Source organism: Pseudomonas sp. Marseille-Q5117, assembly GCF_946901175.1.
GTDB lineage: Bacteria > Pseudomonadota > Gammaproteobacteria > Pseudomonadales > Pseudomonadaceae > Aquipseudomonas > Aquipseudomonas iranensis.
In genome coordinates, this window is record NZ_CAMPPP010000001.1 from 464839 (window position 1) to 488112 (window position 23274).

Consider the following 23274-nt stretch of genomic DNA (forward strand, 5'->3'; position numbering starts at 1 on the left):
CCATGGGCGCAAGCATTCTCACCGCGAAGAACCTCAGCAAAGTGGTCCCTAGCGCGGAAGGTGAACTGACTATCCTGCACGAACTCAGCCTGGAACTGAACAAGGGCGACAGCCTGGCCATCGTCGGCGCGTCCGGTTCCGGCAAATCCACCCTCCTCGGCCTGCTCGCCGGCCTCGACCTGCCGAGCAGCGGCGAAGTCACCCTCGCCGGCCAGGGCCTGAGCAATCTCGACGAAGACCAGCGCGCACGAATCCGTGCCGAGCACGTCGGGTTTGTCTTCCAGTCATTTCAGTTGCTCGACAGCCTGAATGCGCTGGAGAACGTCATGCTGCCGCTTGAGCTCGACGGCCGCAAAGATGCCCGCGAGCGCGCCACGCAATTGCTTCAGCGCGTCGGCCTCGGGCAGCGCCTGACCCACTCGCCGCGCCAGCTCTCCGGTGGTGAACAGCAGCGCGTGGCCATCGCCCGCGCCTTCGCGGCCGAACCGGACGTGCTGTTCGCCGACGAGCCGACCGGCAACCTCGACAGCCACACCGGCGAGCGCATCAGCGACTTGCTGTTCGAATTGAACAAGGAACGCGGCACCACCCTGGTGCTGGTGACCCACGACGAACGCCTGGCCCATCGCTGCCGGCGCCTGATCCGTCTTGAAGCAGGGCTGCTGGTCGCCCCTCTGGAGCCTTGATGGCACGTCTGCCGCTGTTGCGTCTGTTCAGCCTTGCCCTGCGCCAGCTCATGCGCGATGCCCGCGCCGGTGAGTTGCGCGTGTTGTTCTTTGCGCTGGTGGTGGCCGTCGCGGCGAGCACCGCGATCGGCTACTTCGGCGCCCGCCTCAACGGCGCAATGATGCTGCGCGCTACCGAGTTTCTCGGTGCCGATCTGGTCCTTGAAGGCAGCTCGCCGGCCCGCGAGGAGCAAATCCGCAGCGGCACCGAACTGCGCCTCAATCATGCACAAGTGGTGGAGTTTTCCAGCGTCATTGCCACCGACAACGGCATTCAGTTATCCAGCATCAAAGCCGTCGACCGCGCCTATCCACTGCGTGGCGAGCTGAAGAGCGCGCCCGCACCCTTTGCCCAGGAAGAAGTCGGCGGCGAACCGCAACCCGGTGAAGCCTGGGTCGAGGCACGTCTGTTGACCGCGCTGGATCTGAAGATCGGCGACAGCATCGACGTCGGCATGAAGACCTTGAAGCTGACCCGCGTGCTGACCTACGAGCCGGATCGCGCTGGCAACTTCTACAGCCTGACGCCACGGGTACTGATCAATCTTGACGACCTCACCGCCACCGGTGTGGTGCAACCCGGCAGCCGGGTGAGTTACCGCGAGCTCTGGCGCGGCGAACCGCAGACGCTGGAAACCTATCGTGAATTGATCAAACCAGGCCTCGCTGCAAACCAGCGAATCCAGGATGCCCGCGACGGCAACCGACAGATTGGCGGCGCGCTGGGCAAGGCCGAGCGCTACCTGAACATGGCCAGTCTGGTTGCGGTATTGCTGGCTGGCGTAGCCGTGGCGCTGTCAGCCAACCGTTTCGCCAGTCGGCGTTTCGACGCCAGTGCCTTGCTGCGCTGCCTCGGCTTGTCGCGCCGAGAAACCATGGTGCTGTTCAGCCTGCAACTGACCGTGCTCGGCCTGATTGCCGCCATCAGTGGCGCCCTGCTCGGCTGGCTGGCGCAACTGGGTCTGTTCGCCCTGCTGCATGATTTGCTGCCAAGTGACGTGCCACCGGGTGGCCTGTTTCCGGCGATGGCCGGGATTGGCACCGGGCTGGTGGCGCTGGCCGGTTTTGCCTTGCCGCCATTGGCTGCACTGGGTCGCGTGCCGCCGCTGCGGGTGTTGCGCCGCGACATGCTGCCGATCCCCTCGAGCACATGGATGGTCTACGGCGCGGCGCTGGGTGCGCTGGGCCTGATCATGTGGCGTCTGAGCCTCGACCTGCTGCTGACCTTCGCCCTGCTTGGCGGCGGCGTGGTCGCCGCGCTGGTGCTGGGCGGCCTGCTGTTGTTGCTGCTGCAAAGCCTGCGCCGCATGCTCGCCCGCGCTTCGTTGCCATGGCGTCTGGGCCTTGGCCAGTTGTTGCGGCATCCATTGGCGGCGGCCGGGCAGTCGCTGGCGTTCGGTCTGATCCTGCTGTCGATGGCGCTGATCGCACTGCTGCGCGGCGAACTGCTCGACACTTGGCAAAACCAGCTACCGAAAAACGCGCCGAACTACTTCGCGCTGAATATCCTCCCGGCGGACAAACAGGCTTTCGCCGATCACCTGATCAAGGTGTCGGCGCAAGCGGCGCCGTTGTATCCAGTGGTGCCGGGTCGGTTGATCAGCATCAATGGCGAAGCGGTACAACAGATTGTCAGCAAGGACTCGGCCGGCGACCGCGCCATCCAGCGTGACTTGAGCCTGACCTGGGCGGCGGATCTGCCGGCCGGCAACAAGCTCACCGCCGGCTCGTGGTGGAGCGGCCAGCCGTCCGACGACGTGCCGGGGGTTTCGGTGGAAGGCAAGGTGGCCGAAAGCCTGAAACTCAAACTCGGCGATCACATGGTGTTCAGCGTCGGCGGGGTCAATCGCGAAGCGAAGGTCACCAGCCTGCGCGAGATCAACTGGGACAACTTCCAGCCGAACTTCTTCATGATCTTCCAGCCCGGCACCTTGAAGGATCTGCCGGCGACCTACCTGACCAGTTTCTATCTGGCGCCGGGGCATGATCAGCAGATTGTCGAGTTGTCGCGGACCTTCCCGGCGGTGACCATCCTGCAGGTCGAAGCGTTGCTCGAACAGCTGCGCAGCATCCTCGCTCAGGTCACCCTGGCGGTGGAATATGTGTTGTTGTTTGTTCTGGCTGCGGGGATGGCGGTGCTGTTCTCCGGTCTGCAAGCGACGCTGGATGAGCGCATTCGCCAAGGGGCGCTGTTGCGCGCGCTGGGTGCCGAGCGGCAGTTGCTGATCAAGGCGCGGCGTATCGAATTCGGTTTGTTGGGTGCGGTCAGCGGTCTGCTCGCGGCGATCGGTTCGGAGGTGGTCAGTCTGGTGCTGTACCGCTTCGCCTTCGATCTGCCATGGCATCCGCATCCATGGCTGCTGGTGCTGCCGTTGATTGGCGCCGTGCTGATTGGTGGCGCCGGTGTGTTCGGCACTCGCCGGGCGCTGAACGCCAGCCCGCTGACAGTGTTGCGCGAGGGTTGATAGACTCAAGCGGTCTTAATCACAAGAAGTCGCCATGAGTCGTTATCGCCCTCCCCGCACCGCCGGCACCGCGCTGATCACCCCCGAGGGTGAAGCGCGGATGCGCGCCGAATTCCATGAGTTGTGGCATGTGCGTCGCCCGCAGGTCACCCAGGCGGTGAGTGAAGCGGCGGCGCAGGGTGATCGTTCGGAAAACGCCGAATACACCTACGGCAAGAAGATGCTGCGCGAAATCGACAGCCGCGTGCGCTTTCTCACCAAACGTCTGGAAGCGCTCAAGGTGGTCAGCGAAAAACCCAGCGACCCGAACAAGGTGTATTTCGGCGCCTGGGTAACCATCGAAGACGAGGACGGCAAGCAGTCGCGCTACCGCATCGTCGGCCCCGATGAACTGGACCTCAAACTCGGCTTGATCAGTATCGACTCGCCGCTGGCCCGCGCGCTGATCGGTAAGGCACTCGACGCAGAAGTGCGGGTGCAGACGCCGACCGGCGAGCAGTTCGTGTATATCGTGGCGATCGAATATCCGTAAGACCAATCAGCGCCGAGTGATCAGGCCCTGCCGTGCAACGCGGGTGAGTTGCTTGATCATCTCCGGCGCATCTACTGCGCTCGGCGCCTGAATCACCGCCAGATCGAAACTGTCCGTAGCGAAACGCGCCAGCGACTCGCCGTCATCGACAAACTGGATCAGGAACGCGGCAGGACCGCCGCTGCGACGTGGCCAGCCATCGAGATAACGCAACAGCGTCGGCTGGTGTTTACCGCCAAGAAGAATTTTCGGGTTGCGCTGGGTGACATGTGCCGTGATCGGCGCGGGACGTGCTGGAGGGCGTAGTGCGTTCATCGTGTCGTGTCTCTGCCTCAAAAGTCTGCATGGCAGGTGAGAGGCAACACCGAACCAGCGCTTTAGCGGTATTTCGAAGCCCTGTTCCGGCTTCTGACGGTAACTGTAGAAGTCACCTGGCGCCCCGCAAGTAGCTGTTTAAATCGGCGCATGGGCAACATCCTAGAGAACGTGACCGACCAGTGTCAAGAATCCCCCGCAACAAAAAAAGGCCCGCACAATGCGGGCCTTTGCCTTGAGCCAGAGCCTTCAACCGGCGATGGCGCGATCCGCCGAGAGCTTGCCGGCACCTTCGATCAGTACCGCGATGCTGCCGGCCAGCAGAGCCAGAGCAAACTCATAACCGTTGTTGGCCATGAACAGACCGTTGCCGATGTGCACGGAGAAGATCGCAACCAGCGAGAGGAACGCCAGACCAAGTGCCGCCGGGCGTGCCAGCAGGCCGATGATCAGCGCCAGACCGGCGAAGAACTCGGTACCGCCAGCCAGCGAGGCCATCAGATAGCCGGGGGTCAGGCCGATGCTTTCCATCCATTGCGCGGTGCCGGCCAGGCCGTAACCACCGAACAGACCAAAGAGTTTCTGCGAACCGTGGGCGGCGAAGATCACGCCGACAGCAATGCGCAGGACAGTCAGGCCGTAACCGGCGCGGGTGAACAGAACCTTGTTGATCAGAGAGCTCATGGTGCATTCCTTGTTGTGCAGAAGTGTTTGTGTGTTTGGGTTGGTCGCTATATTAATCAGTTTATTTCATGTTTAAAGCGCAAAAATTTCGCTATAACAATCGAATTGTTAGATTATTTCCGTGTGACCACTTTCTGCTGTCGGGGCTCGAGCGACTCACGCTCCCGGTCGAATGCCAGGTAATACTTGTTCACGCTATTAACATAGCTGACGGCGCCCATCCCCACCTGCTCCATGGCGATGCGCTCGACCTGGAAGAACCACTGGTTGGGATTGAGGCCGCGGCGGCGGGCTTCGGCGCGCATGCCCTGCACGCGCTCGGGGCCGATGTTGTACGCGGCGAGGGTGAAGGCCATGCGCTCACGCTCGTTGAGTTTCGGGCTGCTGAAGAACTTGCGGCGGATCATCGCCAGGTACTTGGCGCCGGCCTGCACATTCGCATCGAGATTCTGGATATTGCTCACGCCGACCCGCTGCGCGGCGGACGGGGTGATCTGCATCAGCCCGGTCGGGCCGCTGCCGCTGCGAGCGTTGGGCTGCAGACGCGATTCCTTGAACGCCAGCGCCGCCAGATTGAGCCAGTCCATGTTTTGCGCGTCGGCATGCTTCTGCAGGGTCGGACGGAGTTTTTCCAGACGCTGGCGATCGGCCTTGGCCAGCGGATTGTGCACCTGATACAGGCGTCGATAGATGCGCAGGAACGCGGCGTCTTCGTCCGACGGTCTCTTGTAACCGGTGAGGAAGCGATCGATGCTCGCGCGCAACATCGACGCATCGCGCCGCACGAACCAATGCTCCTCGCCCGGCTCGCCGAGGCTCAGTTGCCGATCAAGTCGCAGCTTCGGCAGGATCTTGCCCCAACGCTCGGCAATCGGTTGCTCGACGATGGTCAGGTGGAAAATGCCGCCCTGGACCATTTCCAGCACATCTTCGACCGCCAGCGTCGGATCGACCCATTCGATGTTGATCGGCGCGAGTTTGTGCAGCGCCAGTTTCTGATTGAGCTGACTGACCACCTCCCCCGCCGCACTACCGGTGGGCAGCGCCAGGGTTTTGCCGGACAGTTGCTCGACCTTGGTGTAACGGCGCTGGCCCTTGATGCCGACCAGCACCAGCGGCACGTTGCTGGCAATCGGCTCACTGCTGGCCACCGCGTAGCCAGATGGCAGATCGAGCAATTCACCGGGCGCGACCATATCGCCTTCGCCGCGCTGCAAGGCGCCGAGCAATTGATCCTTGGCTTTGGGAATGATCTTGAGGGTGACTTCCTGGCCGTCACGAGCATGGCCATTGAGGTATTGCTCGAACGCGCGCAGTCGGTGGTACTCGACACCGATGGCTTGGCCCTGGACCTCGCCGGAGCTGTTGCGGCTCTGATTGACCAACACCCGCAACACGCGGCTGCTGCGAATGTCCGAGAGGTCGCGAACCTTGCTCGCCGGCACGGCTTGCAGCGGCCCGGGCAGGCGCGCGACCGCCGTCATCGGCAGCAGCAACGCAGCACACAACAGCAGCAGAACCGAGGGACGATGCATCCACTCTCCGAAAAGAATACGGGGCAATTCGTCGCAAAAAAGACGACATCACCGACGAAAACAGAGCGCTTTGAGCGCTGATAAAGTGCGAGAGACTGGCACAGTGATGGCATCGTCGCCACCCCGGAGTTCTTCGCGGCCTCAACAGACAGCCATAAGTCTTTGTAGTTCTTGGCTTTTCTTATAAATCTACAGCTCTGATATGCTTTCCGGCCTTCGGCCCGAGGTAGCACCATGCAACTCATCGATATCGGCGTCAACCTGACCAACCCCAGTTTCGCCGACAAACACCAGGTCGTGCTCGACCGCGCCTATGCCGCCGGCGTCTGCCAATTGGTGCTGACCGGCACCAGCGTCGAGGGCAGCGAGCAGGCGCTGGAACTGTGCCAGCAACTGGATGAAAGTGGCCAACGGCTGTTCGCCACCGCCGGTATCCACCCGCATTCGGCCAGCGACTGGAACGCTGACAGTGCTCGTCGCCTGCGCAGTCTGTTGAACGAATCCAGCGTCGTCGCGGTGGGCGAATGCGGGCTGGATTTCAACCGCGATTTCTCCCCGCGCCCGCAACAGGAAAAGGTTCTCGAAGAACACCTGGCGCTGGCCGTCGAGCTGCAATTGCCGGTGTTCCTGCACGAGCGCGATGCCAGCCAGCGCCTGCTGGAGGTTCTCAAGGATTTCCGCGATCAACTGCCGGCGGCGGTGGTGCACTGTTTCACTGGCGAGCAAAAGGCCTTGTTCAGCTACCTCGATCTGGATCTGCACATCGGCATCACCGGCTGGATCTGCGACGAGCGCCGGGGCACGCATCTGCATCCGCTGGTCAAAGAGATCAAAGCGGGACGGCTGATGCTGGAAAGCGACGCGCCGTATCTGCTCCCGCGCACGTTGCGGCCGAAGCCGAAAAACGGTCGCAACGAACCGGCGTATCTGACCGAAGTGCTGCGCGAAGTGGCGTTGCATCGCGGCGAGACCGAGGAAGCGCTGGCCGCACATACCACTGCGTGTGCCCGGGCGTTTTTCAAACTCCCCATTCTCCCCTGACTGCACACGTCCCCTGTGGGAGCGAGCCTGCTCGCGAAGGCGGTGGATCAGCTACAAATGGGCTGAATGACGCAGCGCTTTCGCGAGCAGGCTCGCTCCCACAATAGATCTCGGCATCTGTTGATTCATATCAAAACTCCCGAATCTGCATAGCGGCACAATAATGGCACCTTGCCAATACTGTTTCCGCTATCAGAGAAGACCTCCATGGGTGCCTGGCTTAGCAACATCTCGCTGAAATACAAATTCTGGGCGGTCAATGCGGTCGCCTTTGTCACCACCCTGCTGCTCGTACTGTACGCCGTGCACCTCGAACAACAGGCCCGCAGTCATGCCGCGCAGGCATCCGCGCAGGCGCAGGCGCAGTTGCTCAAGGCTTGGCCGACCGGGCAAGCGTTGCCCAAGTCCGCTCAGGTGCTGACCTTCAAGCGCGGTGAAGCGCCGCGTCTCAATGATCAACCGTTGCTGGAAATCAGCGGCAGCAACGGCTGGAATGCCATCAATGAAATGCCACTGTTCGGTGACGACCCGTTGCTGGGCGCCGAAGTGTTCAGCCGTGCCGACGGTGAGCAAGTGGCGGTCATCGCCTATGCCCCGAGCCTGAGCCAGGTGTTCAGCGAGCGTTTCGCCAACTATGCGCTGGCGGTCTTCGTCCTGATGCTGGCAATGCTCGGCGCTTCGCAACTGCTGATCCGCTTTCTGCTCAGCCAGCTCAACACGTTGAAAGACGTGATGCTGCACGTTGAAAAAACCGGCGACCTCTCCGCTCGCGTGCCGCTGGCAGGCAAGGACGAAGTCGGGCAGATGGCCAATGCCTTCAACGCCATGCAGGCCGGTTATCAGCGCGTCGTGAGCACCGTTGCCAGCACCGCGCGACAACTGGATGACGGTGCTGCGCGGCTGGCCTCGAGCATGAATGATGTGCGCCACGGCATGCTCGGCCAGCAAAGCGAAACCGACCAGGCTGCCACCGCAATCAACGAAATGACCGCCACCGTTTATCACATCGCGCAACACGCCGGCGCTACTCGTGACCTGTCGAAAACCGCCGATGGCCTCGCCGGCAGCGGTCAGCAGGTGGTGGCGCGGGTGCAGCAGTCGATTGCCGGGCTGTCCAGCGGCGTGCAGCAGACGGCAGAAATGATTCAACGCCTGGCCGAGGACAGTCAGAAGATCAACGGCGTGGTCAGCGTGATTCACAGCATTGCCGAACAGACCAATCTGCTCGCGCTGAATGCGGCCATCGAAGCGGCCCGCGCCGGGGAGATGGGTCGCGGCTTTGCCGTGGTCGCCGATGAAGTGCGCAACCTCGCCAAGCGCGTGCAGGCGTCCACCGACGAGATCACCGGCATGATCGCCGCGTTGCAGGCCGGCACCCGCGATGCGGTGGATTTCATGCAGGAGAGTTCGTACAAGGCCGACGACTGCGTGCAGCAGGCGCAGGAGGCTGGCGCGGCGCTGGCGGAAATCACCGGAGCGGTGGCGCAGATGCGCGAAAGCAACACACAGATTGCCGTGGCGGCGGAACAGCAGAGTCAGGTTGCCGAGGATATGAATCGCGCCGTGGTGAGTATTCGTGACGTGACCGAGAACACCGTGCAGCAGACGGTGGATTCGGCGACGACCAGTAATGAGCTGGCGACATTGGCCGGAGAGTTGAACAAGGCGATAGGTCAGTTGAAATTGTGAGTCCGCTTTCGCGAGCAGGCTCGCTCCCACATGCACCATTGAATCAATGTGGGAGCGAGCCTGCTCGCGAAGGCGTCAGAGGCATCTACATCGAATCCTGCGATGACGGCTATCACTTCAATAGCCAACCTTGATTCGCCGCCCTCCGCGCCCGGGCCTATTCTTCAAGCATGTGTTCAACATGGATCGAGGAGTAGCAAACATGGGCAAACGTCACCCCAACCTTCCCGCGTGGCAATGGCGCGCTTACCCGGGCAATCATCAGCATCCGACCAATCTGGTCCTGCACCTGATTGCCGTGCCGTTGTTCATCGTGGCGTTTCTGCTGATCGTGTCGGGGGTGTTCAGCCTGAGCCTGGCCAGCGTCGCCATCGGCGTGATCGGTATCGTCGCGGCGCTGGGTCTGCAGCGCCACGGCCACGGCCTGGAGGCGCAAGCCTCCGAGCCGTTCAGTGATCGCAAAGATGCCGTGTCACGTTTGCTGGTCGAGCAGTTTCTGACCTTTCCGCGGTTCTTTCTCAGCGGTGGCTGGTGGCGCGCCTGGCGTGAGCGTCACCGTCGGCATTGAGTCAGGCGAAGATCGTCACGGTCTGCCGACTCATGGCAATCAACTCCCCCTTCGCACTCCACAACTTCGCGGCGACATGGCCGTAGCCGTCGGCTGCGTATTCGATGTCGGCCAGGTATTGGCACCAGTCCAGCGTGCTCAAGGAGTGTAACGGCTGCACGAATTCGATGGTCCAGGTCAGCGTGCTACCCGGTGCCGGTTTCTTCAGATACGGCAACAGCGCCGGCGGCCAGGCATCCACCAGCGCCAGCAGATGCGCCTCGTTGACCGGCTCCTCTTTGACATCCCCACGCAACCGCACCCAGCCGCCCATCAAGCGCGAGGCCGTGCCGGAGAACGGAATGCCGCCGACGCTCCAGCGCATCGCCAGATGGCGCATGAATTCCGGGGTCACGCCTTTGATGCAGGGCAGCTCCTGGCATTCGTCCCAGTGTTTCATCGTGGGCGCCGGATAGGCTTCGACGGCGACTTCCGAAGGCCGCGAGGCACCGAAGCTGCCCTGAATGATCGTCACCACTTGGCCATTCTGCATGGCGCGACCCAACACCTGGCTAACGGCTTTGCCTTCACGCAGCACGTCCACTTCGAAACTCACCGGCACTTCCGGTTCGACCGGGCCGACAAAGGTAATTGCCAGCGAACGCACCGGGCGCTCCGTCGGCACCCTGGCGCGCATGGCTTCAAATTGCAGCGCAGCCACCAGCCCGCCAAAACTGGCACGGCCCTGCCCCCATTCGGCGGGGATGGTCACTTCAGGTTGTTGGCGGACAGCATCGAGCAGATCGCAAAAGCGCATGACAACCTCGGAAAACGAGAAAGGAATGCGCGGATCTTACCCAGCCCGGGGCCGCGGCGCAGCGTCTATTCCGGTCAAATGGGCTGACAGATAGGCCTTGGCGCGATTCCTTCAAGCGACAAATCACCTTGTGGGAGCGAGCCTGCTCGCGAAAGCGGTCGATCAGTCGACAACGATTGCGACTGACACGGCCTCTTCGCGAGCAGGCTCGCTCCCACAGGGGAACAGAGCCATCTTCAGGAGTGTTTGAAACAGGTCACGCTGAGTTTTTCCAGCACTTGATCGGCCTTCAGCTCTGCCTTGATCAACCCGGCCTGCCAGGTGGCCACGCAGGGTTGCAGATCGGCTTCCTGCTCGGCGCGGGCCAGCCATTGCCAGCAATCGTGCCAGTCGCCCAGTGCGCCTTGCGCGGATTTCAGGCGTTTGTAAGCCGGTTTCGGCAAGCGATCCAGCTCGGGATAGGCTTCGATGCCATAGCGTACGCGCTTGATCAGCAGGCGCAGACGATGGCGGTCATGGGCGGGATCGTGCAGCGCCGCGTCGAGCTTTTGCCATTGCTTGCCCAAGCGTTTTTCAATGCGTTTATCCAGATCCTTGAGCAGCCCCTGACGCTGGGACGCGCGCAGAAACCGTGGAAATGCGTCGAGAATCATCAGCAACGAAGCCAGTTCCGCACTCGCCGCCAGCGCCGGATATGCCTCGGCCATTTGCGCCAGACGCCGCTGCGCAGCCTCGGGTTGATCATGCTCGAGCAGATATGCCGCCAACACTTCCCGATCGCGCCAGGGTGTGGTCAGATCGCCCACCGCAGACGCCGCCGCCTCCAGTTGCTCGACACCCGGCAAGCCGCGCAACGGCCGCAACAGACTGCGCAAGCGCCGCACCGTAGTGCGCAAATCATGCAACGCCTCGGGATCAGTGCGCGCAGTCAAGCGCGCCTGACATGCCAGCAGCCGCACATCCAGGCTCAAAACATGAGCCACCAAGCGATCGATCATGGGGGTCTACTCCGTAGACAGCTTCAAGTTGCAAGCTGCAAGCTTCAAGCGGCAAGCTGAATGGGGTCGCTTTGAGCTTGCCGCTTGCAGCTAGAAACTTGCAGCTGCTTTTTTAACGTCCTGCGCGGGATTCGCGGATGTAGAAGCGGGCTTTTTCGGCTTTCTTGCTGCAGCCTTCAAAGCCTTCGAATTGTTGCTGGGTCTTGGCGGCGGTCAGCAGCGACAGCGCTTTGGAATAGCTGACGGTGCCGGCGAAGCCTTCAGCCTTGGCCAGGTCCAGTTCGTGCCAGGCCGCGTCGAGTTGGCTGCCGCAGCTGTCGCGGTACGCGGTTTTGCCGGCGCAACCGGCCAGAACCAGAGCCATCAACGGTACACAGATCCAGGCTTTCATCACTCACACCTCAAGGTAGGTCAACAGTCGTGCAGGTAAGACGGTCAAGCGGCGAAAAAGTGCCTCGCTGACCGGTCAAACCACGTGGCGCAGAGCATAGCGCGCAAGCGTGCGCCGCGAGCGAAAAACGACGTCACCGCTTCGCGCAACGACCTTGGCGATTGAGCCGCTTGGCCGATGCGTGCATTGTGCAGGCTTGTCGGGAGGAAGTTTGATGAAAAAGCGTGTCGCACTGGTGCTGGGCTCCGGTGGCGCCCGGGGCTATGCCCATATCGGCGTCATCGAAGAAATCGAGAAACGCGGTTACGAAATCGCCTGCATCGCCGGGTGTTCGATGGGCGCGGTGGTCGGCGGGATCTACGCCGCCGGTAAACTCGATGAATACCGCAACTGGATCGAGCGTCTCGACTACCTCGACGTCCTGCGTCTGGTCGACGTGAGTTTTCGCCTCGGGGCGATTCGCGGCGAAAAGGTCTTCGGCCAGATCCGCAAGATCGTCGGCGAGATCAACATCGAAGACCTGCGCATCCCCTACACCGCCGTCGCCGCCGACCTCACCAACCAACAGGAGATCTGGTTCCAGGAAGGCTGCCTGCATCAGGCAATGCGCGCTTCAGCGGCGATTCCCAGCCTGTTCACCCCGGTGATGCAAGGCAATCGCATGTTGGTCGACGGCGGTATTCTCAATCCGTTGCCGATCGTTCCGGTGGTGTCGAGCCACTGCGATCTGATCATCGCGGTCAACCTCAACGCCACCAACCAGCGCCAGTACAAGTTGCCGGTGATCGAGCGGCCAGCGGCGTTCCGTTCGCGCTTCGACAGTCTGATCAAATCCATGGGTTCGAAGTTGCCATTCCGGCGTAAACAGGCCGAGCAATTGTTGAAGCTGGAACAGGAAGCCTTGCGCGCCGAGGCGGCGGAGATCAATCCGTGGCTCGAGGGCGTCGAACCGGAAAGCCAGCAACCGGCCGCCGCCCCGGAACGCGAAGGCGCACCGAAATCCGCTACCGGTTCGTTCATCATCGATAACGTCGGGCCGGCGTCGCTGCTGGATTTGATCAACCAGAGTTTCGAGGTGATGCAGACCTCACTGGCGCAGTACAAGATTGCCGGGTATCCGCCGGATATCCTGATCAACGTGCCGAAGCGGGTGTGCCGGTTTTTCGAGTTCTACAAGGCGCCGGAATTGATCGCGCTGGGGCGGGAGATTGCCAGTGATACGCTGGATCGGTATGAGCAGGAGCAGGGTTGATTACCTGAAGGCTGTGGGTGAATGTTCCGGCCTCATCGCGGGCAAGCCCGCTCCCACAGGGTTCTCGGGGGAAATGAAATCTGGGTGATACATAGCTCAATGTGGGAGCGGGCTTGCCCGCGATGGCGCCCGACCATACAACACAAAACTACAACCCATCAGCACTCAACAACCGATACCCAACCCCCGCCTCAGTCACGATAAACCGTGGCCGGGTCGGGTCATCCGCCAGTTTCTGCCGCAGATGCCCGACCACGATGCGCAGGTAATGACTGTCCTCGGTGTGCGTCGGTCCCCAGATATCCTTGAGCAACTGCTGCTGGGTGATTACCCGCCCCGGATGCCGCGCCAGTTGCGCCAGCACCGCATACTCCTTGCGGGTCAGGGCGACTTCGGCGCCGTCGAGCAGCACCCGCCGATAGGCCAGATCCACGGTCAGAGGGCCGAAACTCAGCGCTGCCTGTTGCGCCCCCCCCGCCGGTGCCTGACGCAACAACGCGCGGACCCGGGCGAGAAACTCCTGAATGCCGAAAGGTTTGGTCACGTAGTCATTGGCGCCGCCATCCAGCGCTTCAACCTTCTGCCCTTCACTGGCGCGCACCGATAGCACCAGCACTGGCGTGCTCGCCCACTCGCGCAACTCGCGCAGGACCTGCTGACCGTCCATGTCCGGCAACCCGAGGTCGAGCACCACCAGGTCCGGTTTGCTCAGCGCGGCTTGTGCCAGGCCTTCAGCGCCGGTGCCGGCTTCAAGCACTTTGTAGCCTTGTGAAGCGAGGCTGATGCGCAGGAATTTGCGGATCTGCGGTTCGTCATCGATGACCAAAATGGTCGCGGTCTGGCTCATGAATTCACATCAACACAATAGATTGGCAAGAGAGTAGCGCAGTCGACTTCAAGCTTCACCGTCCATCCCCGGCTGCGCCTGCAACGGCAGGTGCAAGGTGATGCAGGTGCCGCGCCCGTCGATGCCGTCAGCTACGGAAATACGCCCGCCGTGGGCGCCGACCATGCCCTGACAGATCGCCAGCCCCAACCCCGTGCCCTGCCCGCCGCGATCACCGCGCGCGGCGGTGTAGAACATGTCGAAAATCTTCGCTCGGTCCTCTTCGGGTATCCCCGGGCCTTCATCGCTGACCGCAAAGAAAATCTCCTGCTCATCGGCGCCGGCGCGCAGTTGCAGGCGACCGTGGCTGGGGGAAAAGCGCGCGGCGTTCTCCAGCACGTTAACCAGCGCCTGCTCGATCAGCGCCGCGTGCACATACAGCAACGGCAGCTCGGCCGGCACTTCGGTGCTGACCTGCAGCGGCGCCAGCACGGCGCGCAGGCGATTGAGCGAACTGCCGACGATATCGGCTGGCGAAACCCAGTCGCGCGCCAGCTTCAGGGCGCCGTGGCCGAGGCGGGTCATGTCGAGCAGGTTCTGGATGTAGCGGTCGAGGCGTTCGGCCTCATCGCGGGTGCCTTCAAGAAGCTCGCGGCGATCCTCCAGCGGGATCGCTTCGCCGAGGGCCAACAGGCTGTCGATGCTGCCGCGCATGGCCGTCAGCGGCGTGCGCAAATCGTGGGACACCGAGGCCAGCAAGGCGCTGCGCAATTGTTCGGTTTCGCCGTGCAGACGCGCGGCTTCGAGGTCATCGGCCAATTGCGCGCGGGCCAGGGCTTGCGCCAACGGCTGGCTCAGCGCAGTGAGCAAACGTCGGCGCTGACCGCTCAAGCTCTGGCCTTCCTTGGCGCAAACACCAAGCAACGCCAGCGGCCCGTCCTCGACCGACAACGGCCACCACCACCAACGCCCCAGCGGCAAGGTACCGGTGCCCTTGCCCGCCGGTTGATCGTGTTGCCAGGCCCAATCGGCGGCGGCGCGTTCGGCCTCGGTAAATTGCAGTGGCCCGCCGGTTTCGACTTTCCAGCCGCCTTGGCCGTCGCGGTTGAGCAGGCACAATTGCACATCGCTCCAGCCTTCGAGGTGCTGCGCGGCGGCGCTGATCACGGCCTGGCGGTCGGTCGCGGCAGTGAGTTTGCGCGACAGGTCGAGCAATTCGCTGGTCTCTTCCTGGGTATCGCGCAAAGCCTGTAATTGCCGCCGCTGACGCGCCGCGAGGTTGCCGGTTAGGGCCGCCATCAACAGGAAGAACAGCAGCGTCAGCACGTCTTCTTCGCGCTGAATGCTGAAAGAGAAATTCGGCGGGATGAATAGAAAATCGTAGGTGAGAAACGACAGCGCCGCACAGGCCAGCGCCGGGCCGAGGCTGCTGCGCACTGCCACCAGCAACACCGCCGCGAGAAACACCAGCGAGATGTTCGGCAGCGGCAACACACTCGACACCGCCCAGGCCAAGGCCGTGGCCAACAACGTCGCGACCAGCGCCAGCGCGTAGTCGAACCACACCAGCGTGACTGAATTACGCGGGCGCGGTTGGTGCTGCTCGTGATCACTGTCGAGCACGTTGATTTCCAGACCGTGCGCCTGCCGCAGCAGGCGCGCCGCCAGACCGCCGCCGAACAATCGCCGGCGCAAGCGCGGTCGCGACTGGCCGACCAATAGCAGACTGGCGCGGCGCTCGGCGGCGTGTTGGATCAGGGTTTTCGCCACTTCCCCGGCCCGCAACAGCACCACTTCGCCACCGAGGCGTTCGGCCAGTTGCTGGGCGCTTTGCAAACGCAACCGCGATTGCTCGTCACGGGCACTGCCGTTGTCGACATGCACCAGACTCCACGGCAGATGCCGGCGCTGGGCGACGCGGCTGGCGTGACGCACCAGCCGTTCGGCCTGCGCATCGCCATCGATGCCGACCAGCAAACGCCCGCGCACCGCCGGCGCGGCCTGACCGAGTTGGCGATAGCCCTGGGCCAGATCGTTGTCGACCTGCGCGGCAGCGGTCTGCATTGCCAGTTCGCGCAGTGCGGTGAGATTGGTTTGGGTGAAAAATGCATCGATGGCGGCGCGGGCCTGCTCCGGTACGTAGACCTTGCCTTCGCGCAGACGCTCGAGCAATTCGCGCGGCGGCAGGTCGATCAGCAGCAGCTCGAACGCTTCCTGCAGGACCCAGTCCGGCAGGGTTTCGCGCACCTGCACGCCAGTGATGCCGCGCACCTGATCATTGAGGCTTTCCAGGTGCTGGACGTTGACCGTGGTGAACACGTCGATGCCGGCGGCGAGCAGTTCCTGAATGTCTTGCCAGCGCTTGGCGTGACGACTGCCGGGGGCGTTGCTGTGGGCCAGTTCATCCACCAGCACAAGTTTCGGCTTGGCGACGAGAATGCCGTCGAGGTCCATTTCCTCAAGCAGCACGCCACGGTATTCGCTGCGCACCAACGGCTGCTGCGGCAGGCCGCCGAGCAAGGCTTCGGTTTCGGCGCGGCCATGGGTTTCGACCACACCTGCGAGGACCTTTACGCCCTGGCGCAGTTGCGTGTGGGCGGCCTGGAGCATGGCGTAGGTCTTGCCGACCCCGGGGGCGGCGCCGAGGAAAACCTTGAGCCGGCCACGGCCATCGCGGGGCAAGTCTGCTAACAATGCGTCGGCGCGGCCGGAGTCGCTCATGCTGGGGATGCTCTCTTTCTTCTGATGTTTGATGATCGTTCCCACGCTCTGCGTGGGAATGCAGCCCGGGACGCTCTGCGTCCCATAAAAGCAGACGCAGAGCGTCTATTGATGCATTCCCACGCAGAGCGTGGGAACGATCGGTATCAACTGAATTACAGGTTTTGCAGTGCCAGATTCAGCTCCAGCACATTCACCACCGGCGGCCCCACCAGCGGCTGTTCGATGTGCTTATCGAGCAATTGCTGCAAGGTCGACACCGGCAGATTGCGCGCCGCCGCGACACGCGCCAGTTGATAGGCAATTGCCGCCGGTGGCAAGTGCGGATCGAGACCGCTGGCGGAGGTGGTCAGCAAGGCCAATGGCACCGGCCCCTGCCCAGCGACTTGTTGTTTCTGCGCGTCTTCGATTACGCGGGTCGCGAGGGCCGGATTGCTCGGCGCGAGGTTGCTGGCGCCGCTGGCGACGGTGGCATAAGCCCCGGCGGACGGGCGTGGGTGGAACCAGTTGTCGCCGCTGAAATCTTGGGCGATCAGCGCCGAGCCGCGGACTTTGCCGTCGGCGTCGTGGATCAGGCTGCCGTTGGCCTGAGCCGGGAAAGCGACCTGGGCGATGCCGGTGACCGCGAGTGGATAGGCGACGCCGGTGATCAGGGTCATCAGCGCCAACAGGGTCAGGGCCGGGCGTATCATTGTGGACATTTCAAGATCCTCGAATTCGTTGGACAAACTTTTGCCGGGTGTCAGGGAGATCCATTCCCCCTCACCCCAGCCCTCTCCCCCAAGGGGGCGAGGGGGAAAGGGAGCCGATCTTCATGCTGTTCAAAACCTGAGTTCGGCTCGGAATTTCAGGTCGGCGAACCTCGCACAAACACCTCGGTCAGTCCCCTACGGTGATTGGCTTTCCAATCGCGCATTCACCTCGGTATCCCAAGTCGGCGTACCTCTCGCAAACACCTCGGTCAGTCCCCTCTCCCTCTGGGAGAGGGTTAGGGTGAGGGGCTCTTTTCAGCCTTACACCAGATGCAACGCCGTAAGCAGCATGTCGATCACCTTGATCCCCAAGAACGGCACGACAATCCCGCCGACGCCATAGATCAGCAGATTGCGCCGCAGCAACGCCGCCGCACTCGCCGCCTGCACGCGCACGCCGCGCAATGCCAGTGGAATCAGCACAACGATGATCAAAGCGTTGAAGACGATGGCCGAGAGAATCGCGCTCTGCGGACTGCTCAAGTGCATGATGTTCAGCACCCCCAACTGCGGGTAAATCGAAGCGAACAGCGCCGGCAGAATCGCGAAGTATTTGGCGATGTCGTTGGCGATGGAAAAGGTCGTCAGCGCGCCACGGGTCACCAGCAATTCCTTGCCGATCTGTACTACGTCGAGCAGCTTGGTAGGGTCGCTGTCGAGGTCGACCATGTTCGCCGCTTCGCGTGCCGCTTGCGTGCCATCGTTCATCGCCATGCCGACGTCTGCCTGGGCCAGCGCCGGGGCGTCGTTGGCGCCGTCGCCGCACATGGCGACCAGGCGACCGTCGTTTTGCTCGTGACGAATGCGCGCGAGTTTTTTCTCCGGCGTTGCTTCGGCTAGCACATCATCGACGCCGGCTTCAGCGGCGATCGCAGCAGCGGTCAGCGGGTTGTCGCCGGTGACCATCACCGTGCGAATTCCCAGTTTGCGCAACTCGGCAAAACGCTCGCGGATGCCTGGTTTGACCACGTCCTTGAGATGGATCGCGCCAAGCAACTTACCGTCTGCACAGACCAGCAACGGCGTGCCGCCACTCTGGGCGATCTTGTCGATTTCCCGCGCCAGTGCCGGGGCCAGATCGCTACGTTGCTGACCGAGAAACGCCAGCAGCGAATCCACCGCCCCTTTGCGATACACGCGGCCCTGATAATCGACGCCGGACAAGCGGGTTTCCGCGCTGAACGGCACGGCGGTCAGGGTTTCCGGGGCCGGCTCCGGTTGCGGATGCAGGCCACGGAGGAACTCGACGATCGACTTGCCTTCAGCGGTTTCGTCGGCCAGCGAAGCAAACAACGCGCCTTCGGCCAGCTCACGGCCGCTCACACCCGGCGCGGCATACACCGCGCTGCAACGACGGTTGCCGAAGGTGATGGTGCCGGTCTTGTCGAGCAACAGCACGTGCACGTCACCCGCCGCTTCCACCGCGCGGCCGGACTTGGCGATCACATTCAGGCGCACCAGACGATCCATCCCGGCGATACCGATGGCCGACAGCAGACCGCCAATAGTGGTCGGAATCAGCGTGACCAATAACGCCACGAGGAACACCAGCGGCAGGCTGCCATTGGCAAAATGCGCGAACGGTTGCAGGGTGACGACCACCAGCAGAAAGATCAGGGTCAGGCCGATCAGCAGGATATCCAGCGCGACTTCGTTCGGGGTCTTCTGACGCTTGGCGCCTTCGACCAGGGCGATCATGCGGTCGAGGGTCGATTCACCAGGGTTGGTGGTGATCTTCACCAGCAGCCAGTCGGACACCAACCGCGTGTTGCCGGTGACGGCCGAGCGGTCGCCGCCGGACTCGCGGATCACTGGCGCTGATTCACCGGTAATCGCCGCTTCGTTGACCGCCGCAATACCTTCGATGACTTCGCCGTCACCGGGGATCATTTCCCCGGCTTCGACACGCACCACGTCGCCCTTGCGCAGATTGGCAGCCGGCACGATCTTGAAGGTGCCATCGGCTTGGCGACAACGGGCGCTGAGGCCTTCGCTGCCGGCCTTGAGGCTGTCGGCGCGGGCCTTGCCACGACCTTCGGCCAAGGCCTCGGCGAAGTTGGCGAACAGCACGGTGAACCACAGCCACAGAGCGATTTGTGCGGCGACGAAGGTCGGCACATCAGCGTCCGGAATGAAGCACAGCACGGTGGTGAAAATCGCCGTCAGTTCGACCACCAGCATCACTGGCGAACGGGCCAGCTGCCGTGGGTCGAGCTTGACGAAGGCTTGCACCAGCGCCGGGCGCCACAGGGCCGAGATCGCGGTTTTGGCTTGTTCCGGCGCTTTGACGGCGGCGGGTTTGATTGCAGGCATATTCATGATGGATTCCTTAGAAGCCCATACTTAAATGTTCGGCGACAGGACCGAGCGCCAGCGTCGGCAAGAACGTCAGGCCGCCCACCAGCAAAATGGTCACGGTCAACAGGGTCACGAACAGCGGGCCGTGAGTCGGGAAGCTGTTCTGGCCGACCGGTGCGCTTTTCTTCATCGCCAGGCTACCGGCCAGTGCCAGCACCGGCAGGATGTAGCCAAAGCGGCCAATCAACATGCCGAGGCCTAGCATCAGGTTGTGGAACGGCGTGTTCGCGCCCAGGCCACCAAATGCCGAACCGTTGTTGGCGCTCGCCGAGGTGTAGGCATAGAGCAACTGACTGAAACCGTGCGCGCCGGGGTTGCTGATGGTTGCCGCAGCGCTGGGAACCGTGGCGGCAATCGCGCCGAGCACCAGCACGCCGACGGGCATCACCAGCAGCGTCACCACCAGCAATTGCACCTCACGCGCTTGCAGCTTCTTGCCGAGGTATTCCGGCGTCCGACCGATCATCAGACCGGCGAGGAACACCGCGATCAGCACGTTGAGCAACATGCCGTAGAGCCCGGCGCCGACACCGCCGAAGATCACTTCGCCGACCATCATGTTGACCAGCGCGACCATGCCGCTCAGCGGGTTGAGGCTGTCGTGCATGCCGTTGACCGAACCGTTCGAAGCCGCCGTCGTCGTCACCGACCACAGCACCGTCGCGGTGGTACCGAAGCGCGCTTCCTTGCCTTCCAGCGGCGCAGTCTGCTCGACAGCGGCGTTGTTCAGGGTCGGATTCGGCTGATACTCGGCCCACAACGAGGTCGCGCCGCCAATCAGGAACAGCGCCAGCATGCAGGCGATGATCGCGCGGCTCTGACGCAGGTCCTTGACGTAATGGCCGAAGGTGAACACCAGCGCCACCGGGATCAGAATGATCGAAGCGACTTCGAACAGGTTGCTCCACGCGGTCGGGTTCTCGAACGGATGCGCCGAGTTGACGCCGAAGAAACCACCACCGTTGGTGCCCAGCTGCTTGATCGCAATCTGGCTGGCGGCCGGGCCGAGCGGGATAACCTGATCGACGCCTTGCAGGGTCACGGCATTTACATACTGCGCGAAGGTTTGCGGCACGCCCTGCCAGACCAGATACAGCGCCAGCAGCAGGCATAGCGGCAGCAGGCCATAGAGGGTGGCGCGGGTCATGTCGACCCAGAAGTTGCCGAGGGTCTGCGCCGACTTACGGCCGATGCCACGGCAAAGCGCGACCAGTACGGCGAGGCCGGTGGCGGCGCTGACGAAGTTCTGCACAGTGAGGCCGACCATCTGGCTCAGATAGCTGAGGGTCGCTTCGCCGCTGTAGGACTGCCAGTTGGTGTTGGTCATGAAACTGACCGCGGTGTTGAACGCCTGGGTCCATTCCTGACCCGGCAGGTTTTGCGGATTCAGCGGCAGGTGATCCTGGAACAGCAGAATCGTAAACAGCAGCAGGAAACCGGCAAGGTTGAACGCCAGCAGCGCCAGCGTGTACTTCTGCCAGCTCTGCTCCGCCTGCGCATCGACCCCGGCAATGCGGTAGCAACCGCGCTCGACCGGACCGAGAATCGGCGTCAGCCAGGTACGCTGGCCCTCCATCACCTTGTAATAGAAGCGCCCAAGGAACGGCGCCGGCAGCAGAACCAGCGCAAAAAACCCGAGGATCAGCCAATAGTCATAACTGTGCATAGCCGCTCCTAGTTCCGGTCCGCGCGCAACAGCGCAACCAACAGATAAATGAACAGCCCCACTGCCAACAGCAGTGACACCCCGTCCAGAACGCTCATGGAAAATCTCCGTGTAACGGCGTATTGCCGTGTGTGGAGGGATTGTCGGGAAGGAGGCTGTAAAGGAACGAGAGCGAGGGCCGGCGTGGGTCATAAAGAAAGCGTAAAGAGTGGGTTTATGCGGGCTTTACGGCTGAGTTTCGTGGTGTTTGGGTTGGCGCCTTCGCGAGCAGGCTCGCTCCCACAGGGGCAACGCATTTCAAAATGTGGGAGCGAGCCTGCTCGCGAAGACGGCATCACCGACAACATCGCACCCAACTGGCGCACAAAAAGCAGCTATCCCCACCCGAACATCCCCGATGCGACAGCTTTCAACTTATTACGACTTGTTTCACGGTGATGGCACGCCCACTGCACACGCCCTCCCTCGAGCTTTCCAACCATTGCGGGAGCAAGCGCATGAACACACAACTCAAACCCACGCTGGGCACGTTGCACCTGTGGGGCATTGCCGTGGGGCTGGTGATTTCCGGGGAATATTTCGGCTGGAGTTACGGCTGGGGCGTGGCCGGTACGCTGGGTTTTCTGGTGACTTCATTCATGGTCGCGACCATGTACACCTGCTTCATCTTCAGCTTCACCGAACTGACCACGGCGATTCCCCATGCCGGCGGACCATTTGCCTACAGCCGCCGCGCGTTTGGCGAAAAAGGCGGATTGATCGCCGGACTGGCCACACTGATCGAATTCGTCTTCGCCCCGCCAGCGATTGCCTTGGCGATTGGCGCGTATCTCAATGTGCAATTTCCGGCGCTGGACCCGAAACACGCGGCGGTCGGCGCGTACCTCGTGTTCATGGGCCTGAATATTCTCGGGGTGAAACTGGCCGCGACGTTCGAGCTGATCGTCTGCGTGCTGGCGGTGGCTGAGTTGCTGGTGTTCATGGGTGTGGTCGCACCGGCGTTCAGCTTCAGCAACTTCGCGCTGAATGGCTGGGCCGGTTCCGACGTCTTCGGCGCGCCGGCGATTGCCGGGATGTTCGCGGCGATTCCGTTTGCGATCTGGTTCTTCCTCGCCATCGAAGGCGCCGCCATGGCCGCCGAAGAAGCCAAGGACCCGAAACGCACGATCCCGAAAGCCTACATCAGCGGCATCCTGACCCTGGTGCTGCTGGCAATGGGCGTGATGTTCTTCGCGGGCGGCGTCGGCGACTGGCGCACCTTGTCCAACATCAACGACCCACTGCCGCAGGCGATGAAAACCGTGGTTGGTGACAACTCCGGCTGGCTGCACATGCTGGTGTGGATCGGCCTGTTCGGCCTGGTCGCCAGTTTCCACGGCATCATCCTCGGCTACTCACGACAATTCTTCGCCCTCGCCCGCGCCGGTTATCTGCCCGCCTCATTGGCAAGACTGTCGCGCTTCCAGACCCCGCACCGCGCAATCATCGCTGGCGGCCTGATCGGCATCGCGGCGATCTACAGCGACGGCCTGATCAACCTCGGCGGCATGACACTCACCGCAGCGATGATCACCATGGCCGTGTTTGGCGCGATCGTGATGTACATCATGAGCATGCTCAGCCTGTTCAAACTGCGTAAATCGGAACCGAATCTGGAACGTACTTTCCGCGCGCCGTGCTATCCGCTGGTTCCGCTGATCGCGCTGGTGCTGGCGGTGGTTTGCCTAGTGGCGATGGCATGGTTCAACACGTTGATCGGGCTGATTTTCCTCGGCTTCATGGCGGTGGGGTTCTGCTACTTCATGCTCACCGGGCAACTGCGCGCCGATGCGCCGGCGGATGCGATGTTGACCGGTCTGTAACACTGTTCGGGTGTGCCGGGCATAAGCGGCCTAGAATGGAACCACCGCGAAGTCGTTTCGCTCAAAGGTGGTATGCAGCATCGCACGGCGAAGTCCTC

Annotated in this window: 20 protein-coding genes; 8 read left to right on the forward strand and 12 right to left on the reverse strand. The window is 62.4% G+C overall.

Annotated features, from left to right (window positions below):
- The first annotated feature begins 2 nt into the window (after positions 1-2).
- From OC605_RS02195 to greB, 3 genes are read left to right on the forward strand one after another with little or no spacing between them, the layout of a single operon-like run.
- Positions 3-686, forward strand: a complete 684-nt coding sequence (locus OC605_RS02195; protein ID WP_016770883.1) for an ABC transporter ATP-binding protein — start codon at positions 3-5, stop codon at positions 684-686.
- Positions 686-3190: an ABC transporter permease gene (locus OC605_RS02200; RefSeq protein WP_262136191.1), complete on the forward strand. Its 2505-nt coding sequence runs from the start codon at positions 686-688 to the stop codon at positions 3188-3190. The genes OC605_RS02195 and OC605_RS02200 overlap by 1 nt, the downstream gene beginning before the upstream one ends.
- 34 nt (positions 3191-3224) lie before the next feature.
- Positions 3225-3722 carry a transcription elongation factor GreB gene (gene greB / locus OC605_RS02205; protein ID WP_016770885.1) on the forward strand — a complete coding sequence of 166 codons (498 nt, stop codon included), beginning with the start codon at positions 3225-3227 and terminating at the stop codon, positions 3720-3722.
- 6 nt (positions 3723-3728) lie between these two features.
- On the opposite strand, the gene OC605_RS02210 is transcribed toward greB, so the two are convergent.
- The 3 genes from OC605_RS02210 to OC605_RS02220 all read right to left on the reverse strand — a co-directional run bounded on the left by OC605_RS02210 (position 3729) and on the right by OC605_RS02220 (position 6256).
- Entirely contained in the window at positions 3729-4037 is a 309-nt protein-coding gene (locus tag OC605_RS02210) for a class I SAM-dependent methyltransferase (protein ID WP_110601549.1), read from the reverse strand.
- A gap of 249 nt (positions 4038-4286) precedes the next feature.
- Positions 4287-4721 (reverse strand): DoxX family protein, encoded by a 435-nt coding sequence (locus tag OC605_RS02215; RefSeq protein WP_016770887.1) that lies wholly within the window; start codon positions 4719-4721, stop codon positions 4287-4289.
- A gap of 113 nt (positions 4722-4834) precedes the next feature.
- Positions 4835-6256: a transglycosylase SLT domain-containing protein gene (locus OC605_RS02220; RefSeq protein WP_041478391.1), complete on the reverse strand. Its 1422-nt coding sequence runs from the start codon at positions 6254-6256 to the stop codon at positions 4835-4837.
- A gap of 234 nt (positions 6257-6490) precedes the next feature.
- On the opposite strand from OC605_RS02220, the gene OC605_RS02225 reads away from it, so the two are divergent.
- The 3 genes from OC605_RS02225 (at position 6491) to OC605_RS02235 (ending at position 9554) form a co-directional block, all read left to right on the forward strand.
- Positions 6491-7297 (forward strand): TatD family hydrolase, encoded by an 807-nt coding sequence (locus tag OC605_RS02225; protein ID WP_262136192.1) that lies wholly within the window; start codon positions 6491-6493, stop codon positions 7295-7297.
- 207 nt (positions 7298-7504) lie between these two features.
- Complete coding sequence (locus tag OC605_RS02230; protein ID WP_262136193.1) at positions 7505-8986, forward strand: methyl-accepting chemotaxis protein; 1482 nt, start codon at positions 7505-7507, stop codon at positions 8984-8986.
- 202 nt (positions 8987-9188) lie between these two features.
- Positions 9189-9554: an Mpo1-like protein gene (locus OC605_RS02235; protein ID WP_041478386.1), complete on the forward strand. Its 366-nt coding sequence runs from the start codon at positions 9189-9191 to the stop codon at positions 9552-9554.
- A 1-nt stretch (position 9555) separates the two neighbouring features.
- Here OC605_RS02235 and OC605_RS02240 read toward each other — a convergent pair whose 3' ends face one another.
- The 3 genes from OC605_RS02240 to OC605_RS02250 all read right to left on the reverse strand — a co-directional run bounded on the left by OC605_RS02240 (position 9556) and on the right by OC605_RS02250 (position 11739).
- Positions 9556-10350 carry an acyl-CoA thioesterase gene (locus tag OC605_RS02240; protein ID WP_262136194.1) on the reverse strand — a complete coding sequence of 265 codons (795 nt, stop codon included), beginning with the start codon at positions 10348-10350 and terminating at the stop codon, positions 9556-9558.
- A gap of 236 nt (positions 10351-10586) precedes the next feature.
- A complete protein-coding gene (locus OC605_RS02245; RefSeq protein WP_262136195.1) occupies positions 10587-11348 on the reverse strand; it encodes a CHAD domain-containing protein in 762 nt (253 codons plus the stop codon).
- A 112-nt stretch (positions 11349-11460) separates the two neighbouring features.
- A complete protein-coding gene (locus OC605_RS02250) occupies positions 11461-11739 on the reverse strand; it encodes a hypothetical protein (RefSeq protein ID WP_016770894.1) in 279 nt (92 codons plus the stop codon).
- Positions 11740-11953: 214 nt separating this feature from the next.
- Here OC605_RS02250 and OC605_RS02255 point away from each other — a divergent pair, with 214 nt between their 5' ends.
- Positions 11954-12991, forward strand: coding sequence for a patatin-like phospholipase family protein (locus tag OC605_RS02255; protein ID WP_186567855.1), 1038 nt, complete (start codon positions 11954-11956; stop codon positions 12989-12991).
- A 148-nt stretch (positions 12992-13139) separates the two neighbouring features.
- On the opposite strand, the gene OC605_RS02260 is transcribed toward OC605_RS02255, so the two are convergent.
- The 6 genes from OC605_RS02260 to kdpF form a co-directional block, all read right to left on the reverse strand.
- Positions 13140-13838 (reverse strand): response regulator, encoded by a 699-nt coding sequence (locus OC605_RS02260; protein WP_262136196.1) that lies wholly within the window; start codon positions 13836-13838, stop codon positions 13140-13142.
- A 48-nt stretch (positions 13839-13886) separates the two neighbouring features.
- Positions 13887-16538 (reverse strand): sensor histidine kinase, encoded by a 2652-nt coding sequence (locus OC605_RS02265; RefSeq protein WP_186567853.1) that lies wholly within the window; start codon positions 16536-16538, stop codon positions 13887-13889.
- A gap of 155 nt (positions 16539-16693) precedes the next feature.
- A complete protein-coding gene (kdpC, locus tag OC605_RS02270) occupies positions 16694-17239 on the reverse strand; it encodes a potassium-transporting ATPase subunit KdpC (protein ID WP_133339429.1) in 546 nt (181 codons plus the stop codon).
- 312 nt (positions 17240-17551) lie between these two features.
- Positions 17552-19609, reverse strand: coding sequence for a potassium-transporting ATPase subunit KdpB (gene kdpB, locus OC605_RS02275; RefSeq protein ID WP_262136197.1), 2058 nt, complete (start codon positions 19607-19609; stop codon positions 17552-17554).
- Positions 19610-19619: 10 nt separating this feature from the next.
- Positions 19620-21314, reverse strand: coding sequence for a potassium-transporting ATPase subunit KdpA (gene kdpA, locus OC605_RS02280; protein WP_262136198.1), 1695 nt, complete (start codon positions 21312-21314; stop codon positions 19620-19622).
- A gap of 8 nt (positions 21315-21322) precedes the next feature.
- Entirely contained in the window at positions 21323-21412 is a 90-nt protein-coding gene (gene kdpF, locus OC605_RS02285; RefSeq protein WP_007899818.1) for a K(+)-transporting ATPase subunit F, read from the reverse strand.
- Between the two features lie 399 nt (positions 21413-21811).
- Here kdpF and eat point away from each other — a divergent pair, with 399 nt between their 5' ends.
- Positions 21812-23176 carry an ethanolamine permease gene (eat, locus tag OC605_RS02290; RefSeq protein ID WP_262136199.1) on the forward strand — a complete coding sequence of 455 codons (1365 nt, stop codon included), beginning with the start codon at positions 21812-21814 and terminating at the stop codon, positions 23174-23176.
- Positions 23177-23274: the final 98 nt, after the last annotated feature.